At 59.0% G+C, this 12,260-nt stretch carries 10 protein-coding genes and 1 pseudogene; 6 read left to right on the plus strand and 5 right to left on the minus strand.

The genetic code is table 11. The annotated features are described in order from the left end of the window. Window positions 1-9 precede the first annotated feature (9 nt). Window positions 10-654: pseudogene (locus ACRXB1_RS17705) on the plus strand (YbfB/YjiJ family MFS transporter); the annotation flags it as partial. A gap of 69 nt (window positions 655-723) precedes the next feature. Here ACRXB1_RS17705 and ACRXB1_RS17710 read toward each other — a convergent pair. Together ACRXB1_RS17710 and ACRXB1_RS17715 are read right to left on the minus strand one after the other, a co-directional pair. After that, window positions 724-1,050 carry a DUF4148 domain-containing protein gene (locus ACRXB1_RS17710; RefSeq protein ID WP_062003051.1) on the minus strand — a complete coding sequence of 109 codons (327 nt, stop codon included), beginning with the start codon at window positions 1,048-1,050 and terminating at the stop codon, window positions 724-726. A gap of 220 nt (window positions 1,051-1,270) precedes the next feature. After that, the gene (locus ACRXB1_RS17715) at window positions 1,271-2,170 is read right to left on the minus strand and encodes a LysR family transcriptional regulator (protein WP_449492704.1); all 900 of its coding nucleotides are present in this window, start codon (window positions 2,168-2,170) and stop codon (window positions 1,271-1,273) included. Between the two features lie 135 nt (window positions 2,171-2,305). On the opposite strand from ACRXB1_RS17715, the gene ACRXB1_RS17720 reads away from it, so the two are divergent. Further along, on the plus strand, window positions 2,306-3,472 hold the full coding sequence (locus ACRXB1_RS17720) for a mandelate racemase/muconate lactonizing enzyme family protein (RefSeq protein WP_449492705.1): 1,167 nt from the start codon (window positions 2,306-2,308) through the stop codon (window positions 3,470-3,472). 67 nt (window positions 3,473-3,539) lie between these two features. Then, a complete protein-coding gene (locus tag ACRXB1_RS17725) occupies window positions 3,540-5,168 on the plus strand; it encodes an NAD-dependent malic enzyme (protein WP_449492706.1) in 1,629 nt (542 codons plus the stop codon). Window positions 5,169-5,178: 10 nt separating this feature from the next. On the opposite strand, the gene ACRXB1_RS17730 is transcribed toward ACRXB1_RS17725, so the two are convergent. Then, window positions 5,179-5,700 carry a hypothetical protein gene (locus tag ACRXB1_RS17730; RefSeq protein ID WP_062171074.1) on the minus strand — a complete coding sequence of 174 codons (522 nt, stop codon included), beginning with the start codon at window positions 5,698-5,700 and terminating at the stop codon, window positions 5,179-5,181. A gap of 232 nt (window positions 5,701-5,932) precedes the next feature. Here ACRXB1_RS17730 and pyrE point away from each other — a divergent pair, with 232 nt between their 5' ends. Together pyrE and ACRXB1_RS17740 are read left to right on the plus strand one after the other, a co-directional pair. Further along, window positions 5,933-6,445 carry an orotate phosphoribosyltransferase gene (gene pyrE / locus ACRXB1_RS17735; protein ID WP_062171072.1) on the plus strand — a complete coding sequence of 171 codons (513 nt, stop codon included), beginning with the start codon at window positions 5,933-5,935 and terminating at the stop codon, window positions 6,443-6,445. Window positions 6,446-6,466: 21 nt separating this feature from the next. Further along, window positions 6,467-6,862 (plus strand): VOC family protein, encoded by a 396-nt coding sequence (locus ACRXB1_RS17740; protein ID WP_449492707.1) that lies wholly within the window; start codon window positions 6,467-6,469, stop codon window positions 6,860-6,862. Between the two features lie 8 nt (window positions 6,863-6,870). On the opposite strand, the gene ACRXB1_RS17745 is transcribed toward ACRXB1_RS17740, so the two are convergent. Then, window positions 6,871-8,265, minus strand: a complete 1,395-nt coding sequence (locus ACRXB1_RS17745) for an endo-1,3-alpha-glucanase family glycosylhydrolase (protein WP_449492708.1) — start codon at window positions 8,263-8,265, stop codon at window positions 6,871-6,873. Window positions 8,266-9,196: 931 nt separating this feature from the next. Here ACRXB1_RS17745 and ACRXB1_RS17750 point away from each other — a divergent pair. Then, window positions 9,197-10,726 carry a sensor domain-containing diguanylate cyclase gene (locus ACRXB1_RS17750; RefSeq protein ID WP_449492709.1) on the plus strand — a complete coding sequence of 510 codons (1,530 nt, stop codon included), beginning with the start codon at window positions 9,197-9,199 and terminating at the stop codon, window positions 10,724-10,726. A 64-nt stretch (window positions 10,727-10,790) separates the two neighbouring features. On the opposite strand, the gene ACRXB1_RS17755 is transcribed toward ACRXB1_RS17750, so the two are convergent. Further along, window positions 10,791-12,260 (minus strand): pyrrolo-quinoline quinone (locus ACRXB1_RS17755; RefSeq protein WP_449492710.1); only part of this gene is annotated, 1,470 nt, incomplete at its 5' end.

Below are 12,260 nucleotides of genomic sequence, written 5' to 3' on the forward strand. Positions count from 1 at the left end.
TGACTTGCTTCGGTCGCGGCGGTCATGGCGGCGCGCAAGACAGGAATCCACGAGGCTGCGCCCGTGGCCGCAAACCTGCAGTCTGCCGCGCGTCTTCCTTTGACCCAGCTCGGTTTCATGCTCGCCGGTTATGGGCTTTTCGGGGTCGGGTATATCGGCTACATGACGTTCCTGATCGCGCTGCTTCGATCCACGGGAATGAGCTCGGCGGTGGTCACGGCGTTCTATGTGCTGCTCGGCGTTGCGACCATCGGCTCGGCGCGGATATGGTCGGGACTGCTCAACCGCATGCGCGGCGGTCAGGCGCTTGCGGTGTTCAACGGCGTCCTCGCCTTCGCGACAATAATGCCCGCGGTGTTTGCGCAACCGGTCGTTGCGTTCGTGTCGGGCGCATTGTTCGGCGCGACGTTTTTATCGGCGGTGGCGTCGACTACGGCGTTCGTGCGGCATAACCTTCCCGCCGCGCAGTGGACGCGCGGCATCGGCGCATTCACGATCGTGTTCGCATTCGGCCAGATCGTCGGGCCGGTGGTGATCGGATGGATCTCGGACGGCGCGGGACTCGCGCGCGGCCTGATGTACTCATCCGCGATGCTTGCTGTCGGCGCGGTTTTAGCCGCATTGCAGAAGCCCTTGGCTAGCACGCGCACATGAAAAAATCGCCCGACGCCTTAAGGCGACGAGCGATCCTTGCGAGCTCGAATTCAAACAGTCAAAAGCTGCTTAGTGCCCGAAGTAAATCGAATGCTGTTGAATCGGCGATGCGGGGGCCATCGTCGCGCGCATGCCTGATGCCGATGTACCGCTTGTCGACGGACCATAAGACTGCGTTTCTACGCCGTTGGCTGCATCAACACGCTGCTGTGCAGCTTGCAAGCCCTGCGGATAATAGTTGTCGTTTGTCGCCGGGTTATAGCCCGCCTTTTCCAGGGTGCTCAACTGGGCGCGAACCTCTGCGCGCGTAACCGGTGCGTTGTCCTGGGCGAAGGCAAAAGTCGGTGCTGCAAGTGCCGATGCAATCAGCAGGGCGGGAATAAGTGACTTGGTCATGATGAACCTCCAGAGTTCTGTTCTTGGACTGCTTCAAGTAGTGCGCTGCAGATCAATTTGTTCATCTGCATACGCAACCTATGAAACCAGTCTAGGCCCCCTATTGACGTAATCAAACGATAGTTTCGTCGAAAGATATTTGTTGTTTCGGCAACAATAAAGCGGTTGAAACTCAGCGTCGCTTAAGTTTCGGCCCATTTTCGCGGCAATGGTCCGGCGATCACTGGGACGTGCGAAAGTGCTCTGCCAGGAAATCGATGAACGCACGAATGCGCGCCGGCTGGTTGCGGCGGCTCGGATAGTAGACAAACAGATCGGCTGGTGGCAGAAGAAACTCGGGCAACACCACTTTCAAGCGTCCGCTTTCGAGGTACTTGGCAAGATCCCATTCGGAGCGGATGGAGATGCCGTGTCCGTCGAGCGCCCATCCAAGGACGATATCGCCGTCGTTGCTCGACAAGCCGCCCGGCACTTTCACCGATACCGTCTCGCCATCGCGCGTGAAGCGCCATACGCCATAGGCATCGTCGTTCTGCCGATGCAGGATGGTCCTGTGGCGCGCGAGGTCGCTGAGTGCGGTGGGATTGCCATGCCGTTGTAAATACGCTGGCGATGCACACAGAAAGCGCCGGTTCGACATGATGCGGCGCGCGTTGAGCCGCGTATCGGGGAGTGCGCCGAAGCGAATGGCGAGATCGAACCCTTGCTCGACGATATCGATAGGCCTGTCCGTCACATCAAGCTGAACTTCGACTTGCGGATAGCGCTGCACGAACGCGGAGACGAGCGGCGCGATGGTCGTGCGGCCAAATCCAAGCGATGCATTCACACGCAAGATGCCGCGCGGCGCTTCGCGGCTGCGCGATACCGCGTCTTCCATCTCCCGCGTTGCAGCAAGAATGCGGATGGCGTGACGCAAATAAGTATCGCCTTCGTCGGTGAGACTCGTGCTGCGCGTGGTGCGATTTACCAGCCTGACGCCCAGGCGTTGTTCCATTAATGCAAGCCGGCGTGTTGCGGCCGGCGGCGTCAGATCGAGCGCGCGCGCGGCCGCCGACAAGCTGCCGAGGCGCGCAAGCTGAACGAAAAATTCGAGATCCGAGGTGCCGTCGTTCTTCACTTAAACTGAATAATCAAATGTGTACCGGTGAAGTGTAACGCGGCGGGGCGCGCGTAAGCTTCGGTTATCGGCTTAAGCACGTGCTAGACCGCTCACTTACACCCGAACTTAGACCCGCATTCAGGAGACAGGCACATGAAAATCGTGGAAATTCGCGAGCTGACCATTCCGATCAGTTCAGCCATTCGGAATGCGTATATCGATTTCAGCAAGATGACACTGAGTCTGGTTGCCGTGATCACCGACGTGATGCGCGACGGCAAACCGGTGGTTGGCTACGGGTTCAATTCGAACGGACGCTATGGCCAGGGCAAGCTGATGCGCGAGCGTTTTATTCCCCGCGTGCTAGAAGCCGATCCGGATTCGTTGCTCGATGCAACGGGTACCAACCTCGATCCACACAAGGTTTGGGCCGCGATGTTCACCAACGAAAAGCCGGGCGGCCATGGTGAGCGGTCTGTAGCAATCGGCACCATCGACATGGCGGTGTGGGATGCGGTGGCGAAGATCGAAGGCAAGCCGCTGTTCCAGTTGCTGGCCGAGCGTTATGGCAACGGCACGCCGGATCGCAAGGTCTTCGTTTATGCTGCGGGCGGTTATTACTATCCCGGACAGGATTACAGCAAGCTGAAAGACGAAATGCGCAGCTACATTGACCGGGGTTATACCGTGGTCAAGGAGAAGATCGGCGGTGGATCGCTCGACGAGGATCTGCGCCGGATCGATGCCGTGCTGTCCGTGCTGCAGGACGGACAGAAACTCGCCGTCGATGCAAACGGCCGCTTCGATCTGGATACGGCCATCCAGTACGCCAAGGCGCTCTCGCAATACGATCTCTTCTGGTACGAAGAAGCCGGCGATCCGCTGGATTTCGAATTGCAGGCGACCCTGCGGAACTACTACGACAAGCCGATGGCAACGGGCGAGAATTTGTTCTCCATGCAGGATGCGCGTAACCTGATCCGCTATGGCGGCATGCGCGCGGACCGCGATTACCTGCAATTCGATTGTGCGCTGAGCTACGGTCTCGTCGAATACCTGCGCACGCTCGATATGCTCCATCAACATGGCTGGTCCCGTTCACGCTGCATTCCGCATGGCGGCCATCAGATGTCGCTGAACATTGCAGCGGGTCTTGGCCTCGGTGGCAACGAATCGTATCCGGACCTGTTCCAGCCGTTCGGGGGTTTTCCCGACGGCGTGAAAGTAGTCGATGGTCATGTGACCTTGCCCGAACTTCCGGGTATAGGCTTTGAAGGGAAAAGCGATCTGTATGCGCACATGAAGGCCTTGTCGTCCTGAACACCCAGGTTGAGCGCAGGTTCAAGGGTTGAGGCCATTCACACACAGCTAACACCAGGAGACTGAAATGCAGAAACCGATCGAGCTTTCCGGCCGCGACATCCTTCGCGATCCGCGTCTTAACAAAGGATCCGCATTCACCGAGGAAGAGCGCCGCAAGTATCACCTCGAGGGACTCTTGCCGCCCGGATCAAGCTCGCTCGAACTGCAGGTGGCACGCACGCATACGGAACTCGCCGCGCTCGACAACGACCTCCAGAAGTACCTGCTCCTCTCCGATCTGCAGGCGAGAAACGAGACCCTGTTCTACGCCACGATCATGTCCGATCCGGCGACCTTCATGCCGCTCGTGTACACGCCGACCGTCGGCGAGGCCTGTCAGAAGTTCAACCATATTTTCCGGGCGACGCGCGGCATGTATGTGCCCATCTCGGCGCGCGGCCGCGTGAAGGAGCTTCTTCAGAACTGGCCGGAGAAAGAAGTCCGGTTCATCGTGGTGACGGATGGCGAACGCATCCTCGGACTCGGCGATCTGGGAGTGGGCGGCATGGGCATTCCTATTGGCAAGCTGTCGCTTTACACCGCGTGCGCCGGCGTGCCGCCGCAATATTGCCTGCCGGTCATGCTCGATGTCGGCACGAACAACAGCGATCTGCTCGATGACCCCCTTTACCTCGGCTTGCGGCAGGAACGCGTGCGTGGCGACGAATATCATGCATTCGTGAACGAGTTCGTTGAAGCGGCGCTCGAGTTGCATCCGCAGTGCTGCGTGCAATGGGAAGACTTCGCGAACTTCAATGCGGTGCCGCTGCTTGCGCGTTACAAGGACAAGATCTGCACCTATAACGACGACATCCAGGGCACCGCTGCGGTCGCGCTGGCGGGCATCTTTGCCGCGCTGCATATCTCGAAGCAGAAGCTCGTTGATCAGCGTTTTCTGTTCCTCGGCGGCGGTTCGGCGGGGACCGGCATTGCCGAATTGATCAGCCAGGCAATGGTGCTGGAGGGGCTGACCATAGACGAAGCGCGCGCCCGCAATGCGTTATTCGATGTCAACGGCCTCATGGTGAAATCGCGCACCGACCTTGCTGATTTCCAGAAGCCCTTCGCCGTCGATCACGCGCCGGTAGACACCTTCACCGACGCGGTGAAGGCGCTGAAACCGACCGGCATCATCGGTGTGAGCACAGTGCCCAAGCTCTTCAATCAGCACGTGATCGAAGCAATGGCCGACATCAACGAACGCCCGATCATCTTCCCGTATTCCAACCCCACATCCCGCTCGGAGTGCACGGCGGAAGAAGCCTACAAATGGTCGTCGGGCCGAGCCATCTTTGCAAGCGGAAGCCCGTTTCCTCCGGTGGAAATCGAGGGGAAGACGTTCGTGCCGGGGCAGGGCAACAACGTCTATATTTTCCCGGCGCTCGGCATGGCCGTGTTCGCCACGCAGGCGAGCCGCGTGACCGATGAGATGTTCATTGCCGCAGCGAAGGCGGTCGCCGAGCAAGTGTCCGACGCGAGTCTTGCGACCGGTTTGATCTATCCGCCGCAAAGCAAGATCTTCGAGGCGTCGCTGCATGTGGCCGTGCGGGTAGCCGAATGCATCTTCGATAACGATCTCGCACGCGTGCCGCGACCCGACGACATCACCGCAATGATCCGCGATTGCGCTTACAAGCCTGCTTATACGCTCTAGGCCGGCTGCATCAGGCGAGCGCAGCCCTGATCCGCGCGATCGCATCGATCTCCGGTGCGCCTTCCGCAAGTCGATCGCGCGGGCACCATGGATAGGGCAAGTCCTGCGCCCATTGGAGGATGGGTTCGGCCGTTTCTTGCGGTAAGCTCATCATCTCTTCGATGGTGATCCGCAGCGCCCGCACGCGCCCGGTATCATCGGCCGTCCATTCGTACCGGCCGAACCCGGCGCGCGCCGATCCTGTCTCTTTCTCCGACATGCACACAAGCCAGTCGCACGCGAACGTGGTTTCGGTGCGTGGTTTTTCACCGATACAAAACGTATAGACGTTCTCATAACGCACTGCGAATTCGCTGACCAGCACATCGGAAATGGCTTTCGCGCCCTTCACGGCGGGCGGAAACGCGATGTCCCGGGTATTGATTTTCATCGTCAATTCGGCGTCGGCGGCGAACGCCTGGGCGATCAGATGCGGCCGGTTGCCATCCTTCGCGCGAATGTAAGTTTCGATGGATTTTTGAAGCGTGATCATGTGAAGTGCCTGCGCGCGAGGGACGAGGCGTCAAGTGTAAGGTCGCACGAAGTCCGCGGCCCGAAAGGCCCCTGCGCCTTGATGGACAAGGCATCCAGCGCATCGGCAGGTCACTTCCGCGCAGCCGGGCGTTGCCGAAGTTGTAGGGAATCACTTCCTCGAACGCAACTTTTCGCGTAGATTTGCGACCGCGAAACAAATGTCACCCCGGTAAAGTAAGAGGAATCCATCCATGTCCACGGCCAAGCGAATCCGCGAAGTGTCCAAGCTGAGCGGCGATTTTCTGCTGCGCTCAGGCAAGCGCAGCAATACCTACTTCGATAAATATCGCTTCGAATCCGATCCGTCCCTGCTCAAGGAAATCGCCGAGGCGATGGTTCCGTTGATCCCGCCCGGCACGGAAATCCTTGGTGGCCTCGAGATGGGCGGGATTCCGATCGTGACGATGCTGAGCCAGGCAACCGGCCTGCCCGCGGCGTACATCCGCAAGGAAGCCAAGGAATACGGCACGTGCAAGTACGCCGAAGGTGCGGATCTAACCGGGAAAAAGCTCGTGCTGGTGGAAGATATCGTGTCGAGCGGTGGTGCTATTGCCGATGCAACCGCGAAGCTGCGCGCTGACGGTGTGCCGGTTTCGGTGACGTTGTGCGTGATCGATCGAGAAAGCGGCGGCAAGGAAATGCTGGAAGGCATCGGCATTGAACTGAGGTCGCTTTTCACATTTTCGCAAATCGAAGGCGCTTAAGCTCTTTCCAGCACACTCCTTATGCAGCTTCTTGATCACGTGTCGATTGGCGTGCCCGATATGGACGCTGCCCGGCGTTTCTACGATGCCATCATGAACGCCCTCAGCGCTGCGAAAGTGTATGACCTGCCGCACGCGCTGGGATACGGTGAGCGCTGCACGCCGCAGGATGCGGCGTCGACTTATCTTGCGGTGTATCTCGATGACGGCGAAGTAACGGATTCGAAACGCCACTGGTGTTTCAAGGCTGCGTCGCGCGAACAGGTCGATGTGTTTCACGCTGCAGGGCTCGCTGCGGGGGGCCGCTCGGATGGCGAACCCGGTTTGCGCGCTGATTACCATGCCGGATATTACGCTGCGTTCCTGTGCGACCCGGCGGGTAATCGCGTTGAAGCGGTTTGCCATCTTCTTGCGTGAGCGGCTGTTCAAGCCTGCGCGCTGCCCGAAAAATAGTTGTATGCGCCGGAGGAATCGTCGTCGGTGATGGGCTGTTCGCCGCTTTTATCGATGATCCTCTTTCCCTGACGTTTGAGCACGAAGCGCGGTCTGCCGGCGCGTGAATCCACGCTGAGATGGGTGATTCCGACGTGGACATCGATCTGCCTGTCCGAATCCGCGCCCGGCAATTGCACGATCAGCGTTGCGGGCGCTGTCAGGAACACTGATACGTGGATACGCGTCGAGAGCGGCGTTTGACTCTGCGGTGGCGTGCCCGCAGCCGAAGCCGGCGGATTCAACCGATAAAAATAAAACAACTGGTCGCGCAAGATCGCCGGTTGGTTACCGGTCTTGAACCACTGAATGTAATAGTCGCTGGCATCGAGGTAAGCCGCGTGCGAGGGCAACTCCCCAAAGCGGTCATCGTAGACATGAGCACGGCCGGCAGCTCCGGCAGGCATGGGCAAGGGCGCCACATACGTTGACTCGGCCCAGTCGTTCCACGTCACGATCTGCACCCACGACGCATTCGATGCGATTGCCGCCTCCCATTCGGCTGCCATGCCCGAGAAACCCTCCGTCTCGAACGCACGATAATTCGTGCCCGCAGGCAATCCGCGATAGTACGGCGTCACCGGCGCCATGAAGAGCTTGCCGTGTGCACGCAGTGCGGGGCCAAGAGACTCGACGGAATCCGCGATCAGCTCCGGCAAACCTGCTGCTCCGAAGTAGAAGTACCCATCGGCGGTACCTAGCCGCTGCACAATTTGATCGGCTGCAACGGGCGTGATGAGTCGCTCTCCGCTCTCGGGGAAAAAGTGCGGCACGAAGAACGCACCAAGCCTTCGGGCGTGGTCTATCAGCGCGGCGCCATTGCTGAATCCTTTGCCTCCGGCAGCGTATGCCGAAAGAACCGGTTTGCCATCCATACGTAATTGCGCTTTCAGGTCGCGCGTACTTTCGACTATATCGTCGATCTCGTCCTGCGCGTGGCCATCGGCGGAAACAAAAAGCGTGAAGTCGAAATCAAGGCTCCCGGCCGCTTCATACATGCTCATCACACGTTGCTTGTATTGCGGTTCGCTTCGGTGCCAACCGCCGCAATTCAACGCGAAGCCATCGATTCCGCGTGCGTGTGCATCGCGCATTTCAGATCGATACGACTCGATGCTCGCCTGTCGTCCGCCCCGCGGCCATGCAACCATGTAATGAGCGAAGACTCGTTTGCGATTTTTGTCGAGACTTGATAACGGCGCAATGGCGTGAGCAGTGATGGGCGCCGGCAATGCGCAAGACAGCGACAAGCAAGCGAGTATCAAGCGACGGCGGCTTTGGAGAGGACCTGGATTCACGACGGCGACCAAGAGAAGTGTCGCCGTCATGGTAGCTGCATAGCGCGGCGCATGCTGCTAGAAATTGCCAGGGAAACGAGCTTCGAAACCGACCGTGCAATTGTGAATGAGAATGCGCGCACAACCTTGTCTACGCTACTTCGTTAATGATCAGGTATCCAAACGTATAGAGGGATTCGCAAGATGACAGGATGAAAAAAAGCCCATCGCTCACGATGGGCCAAGCTGCAGTCACTTACACCACTCACAACACGTCTTTGGGAAAAGACGCACCTCAGTTTAAACGCGCTTGCTGTCCGCTTGGTTGCGGCGCCGCTTACATGCATTACGCTGCGTGACAGGAGTCGAAACAACACGGCGAAGTGGAACGCGGCTTGCGATTAAGAAATGGTGAACACTTTCAGTTCACGGGCAGGCATCTGGGTCAGGCTTACACTTTCAAATTCGTAAGCTTGTACGGGCATACTGCCAATCCCCGTTACTCTATGGAAAACATTATGAAGAAGATCGCTCTCACGCTTACAGTCGCGATATCGACGTTCTGCGCAATTGCTCCTGCGTTTGCCGCTGATAATCATCACCATCGCGAATGCCATAAGGTGAAGGTGCATCACCACTGGGTTAATCGATGCCACTAAGCTGAGCTTCCTGCTAGAAGCCTGGCGCCGGTAAGCCGTTCCTTCGCGGGAACGGCTTTTGCGCTTTATGGAGCGATTAAAGGTGCTGTAATGGCAATAGAATAGGCGCTTAGCGGGAAAACATTAAAATAAGCCTACAGTGTAAGTGCGGCGGGTGCACACTTGTAGTTAGCGGAATCTAACGCTGAATGCCCGTTTTGCAGACCGCAGCCTTGAAGGAAGATGGAACCCCGGCGGCAACGCTGGCGATTCCGGTCACCAAGCATGTAAAAAGGTCATGGTGAAATGCCGAAAACCATCGCCCGAGCGTTGGAAGCCTTCGAATGTTAAAGAAACCGACCATTTTCTTTCGGCTAAGAGCGGCATTGGCGCGCCACCCGAACGCAATCAGTCTTGGAAGCATTGCATTCTCGGTCATCGTGCTCGTCTCTGCGATGGCGATTCTCCTGCAAGCGCGAAACGACGCGACACTTCGTGCAACCGAAAATGCCGACAACCTCGCGCGCGTGCTGGAACACGACATCACGCACACCACCGAACTCACGGATCTTTCGATCCAGGCCGCCGTCGATGGCGCGGAAGACGCGGACGTCATGCAGTTGCCGCCGCGTTTGCGCAACGAGTTGCTGTTCGACCGGTCCGCCAGCGCAAGCCGCTACATAGGTTCTTTTCTGTGTCTCGATGCGCATGGAAAGATCATCGTCGATTCGTCGAGTATCGTGCCGCGTGGTAACAATCTCGCCGACCGTGTCTGGTTCACCATCCACCGCGACAATCCGGGCATTGGCTTATATGTCAGCCGGCCGCTGCAGTCGCGTCTGATTCCGGGTGAAGTCGATCTGATGTTCAGCCGCCGCGTCAATCGGCCCGACGGATCGTTCGCCGGCGTGGTCGTCGCGGCGTTCCGGCTGGACTACTTCAAGAACCTGCTGTCTGGCGTAAGCGTCGGGCCGGGCGGCATCATCACGCTGCTTCAGGACGACGGCCATGTGATCCTGCGTTATCCCAACGACGGAACCCGCGTCGACGAGAACTTCGCCGGGCGCAAGAATTTTGAGCGGTTCAAGTCGACGGGCGTCAGCTCGTTCTTCGGTGTATCGAAGGACGGTACCGAGCGGCTTTACAACTTCCGGCGCTTCGAGAAGCTCAAGATGATCGTGATCATCGCGCCAACGAGCCATTACGTGTTCGCGGACTGGAACAGCCGGGCGTGGTACATCGGCGTTGTGACACTGCTGCTGGTCTTCGGGCTGGTGTCGGCGGCGCGGCTGTTATCGGTCGAATTTCAGCATCGGCTGGAAGTCGAGGCGCGTCTGCGCAACATGACACGGGTGGATGGACTTACCGGACTGAGCAACCGGCGCAATCTCGATGAACGCCTGCTGTTCGAATGGCACAGGTCAAAACGTTCGGGCGAACCGCTGGCTATCCTATTCGTGGATATCGACCGCTTTAAAAGTTACAACGATACCTACGGACATCAGTCCGGCGACGACGCGCTGACCGCTGTCGCGCAGGCGATTGCGAAAAGCAGCCAGCGTCCTGGCGATATCACCGCGCGTTTCGGCGGGGAAGAGTTTGTCGTGGTGCTGCCGGAAACGGACAGCAAGGGCGCGACGCTCGTTGCTGCGGCGATTCATTGCGCCGTGCACGCGCTTTCGATTGAACATACGGGCAGCGAGCACGGCATGATTACGGTGAGCATCGGGGTTGCATCGACGCAGGCAGACGATATCGCCGATGCACTCGCGTTGATCAGGGCGGCTGACCGCGCTGCTTATCGCGCGAAGGCCTCAGGCCGGAATCAGACGAGCGTGGCCGGGCCTTATAGCGATGAAGTGCTGATCGGTTAGCCATGCGTGCAGCAACCCGATTTGCACGGCGGGTCAGCGGGGCGTCATCTCACCTCATTTCTTTTCACTTCAGCAACCCGAACACGGCGACCCCATTCGTCGCGCCGACATAGACCTTCCCGGCTGCGATCATCGGCGTGATGAACTTGTTGCCAGCGCCGAACTGATCGCGCGCGCCGGCCTGATTGCTGTTGTATAACTCATGCGCGAGGTTGGTGGCGTCGTAGGCGTGCAGCGCTGCGACCGTGCCATTTTCCGCCGCCCACACAATACCGTTGCTGGCGCCGTTCGCCGAGATGGCGGGCGTTGCGCCGGGATAAGGAAACTGCGTTGGGCTCCGCGAGGACGCCGCGGTGGCGAGCAGTGCGTTAGTGACAGGCAGCGCCTTGAGCGCATCGGTCTGTCCGCCGTAATAGACCACGTTGTTGTAGTACGCAGGCGACCCCCAGATACCACCGGCCAGGACCCCGGTCAGCGTTTGCCAGATGTTGTTCGACGTCGGGCTGAACTTGCCCATGTTGTCTCGATCGACCACGTAGATGTTGTTGTCCTTGCCCGCGCCCACCGCCAGATGCTTGACCGTCCCGTTCGCAGTGGTTTGATCGGGCAGCAGCATTGCGCCTCCTGAGCCGAAATCGTTGTCGGCGGCAGCTTGTGCCACGACATCCGACATGGCGAAGTAGTCGGTGACGGCCGGCGTGGCGGTTGCGGACAGCTTGATGAACGCATCGCCGAGATCACCGTCTGCCGGGAAACCCTGCGCGTTCAGATTTGTGCCGAAGGTGCCGTTGCCATCGATGAAATAAATCGATGTCCCGTCCGACGCCATGCCCGAACCCGCCATCCAGATCGATCCCTGGCTGCCGTTGGGCGTCACGGGAAGCGCGCCGGTTTGCTTGAGCGTAGCCGCGCTGTAGGTCATCAGCCAGCCATTGTAGTTGCCTGACATGCAGTGCGCTGTCCACCCCATGTAGATGTTGCCGTTGACGAGCGTCAGCGCCGCACGCACCGTGTGCAGGGCCGGATTGAAAGTCAGAACTCCGTTGACGCCTTCTGCGCCGTTGCCTGGATAGGTTGCAGAAATTTCAGTTGGGCCTCCGAACAATTCCGCACCGGTCGCAAGGTCGATCGCATGCAGGCGGTGATGAACGTTGCCGCTCGCGTCCGTGCTCATGGCAACGGCATAGAGCGCGCCGTTCGCACCGCGCGACCGGTCGATGACCGGCGTGGCCGTAATCCCGATTTCGGGCGTGAGGTCCTGGCAACCGGTATCGAGGCTCGGCGTTTCTCCAGCGCCGGCCAGCGATTTTTGCCACAGTGCGGCACCGTTGTCGGCGTCATAGGCATAGACGCTGTCGTGCTCAGTGACCACGTAGACGACGTTATGCGTCGCTGCGCCTATCGTCAGGCTGGTGACGAAGAGCGGCTGGCCATCGACCTTGCCGTCAGCGGGAAGGAAGCGCAGTTTGCCGAACGTTGCCGAATTGACATTAGCGAGCGTGAGCGTTGTTTCCGCCAGCATCTGACCGGTTCG

This window comes from Caballeronia sp. M23-90, assembly GCF_053574605.1.

Excerpts from the sequence above, each read along its gene's own strand:
- ACRXB1_RS17720 (WP_449492705.1), top strand. The coding sequence starts at position 2,306 with ATGAAAATCGTGGAAATTCGCGAGCTGACCATTCCGATCAGTTCAGCC.
- pyrE (WP_062171072.1), top strand. The coding sequence starts at position 5,933 with ATGTCCACGGCCAAGCGAATCCGCGAAGTGTCCAAGCTGAGCGGCGAT.
- ACRXB1_RS17740 (WP_449492707.1), top strand. The coding sequence starts at position 6,467 with ATGCAGCTTCTTGATCACGTGTCGATTGGCGTGCCCGATATGGACGCT.
- ACRXB1_RS17725 (WP_449492706.1), top strand. The coding sequence starts at position 3,540 with ATGCAGAAACCGATCGAGCTTTCCGGCCGCGACATCCTTCGCGATCCG.
- ACRXB1_RS17730 (WP_062171074.1), bottom strand. The coding sequence starts at position 5,700 with ATGATCACGCTTCAAAAATCCATCGAAACTTACATTCGCGCGAAGGAT.
- ACRXB1_RS17745 (WP_449492708.1), bottom strand. The coding sequence starts at position 8,265 with ATGACGGCGACACTTCTCTTGGTCGCCGTCGTGAATCCAGGTCCTCTC.
- ACRXB1_RS17710 (WP_062003051.1), bottom strand. The coding sequence starts at position 1,050 with ATGACCAAGTCACTTATTCCCGCCCTGCTGATTGCATCGGCACTTGCA.
- ACRXB1_RS17750 (WP_449492709.1), top strand. The coding sequence starts at position 9,197 with ATGTTAAAGAAACCGACCATTTTCTTTCGGCTAAGAGCGGCATTGGCG.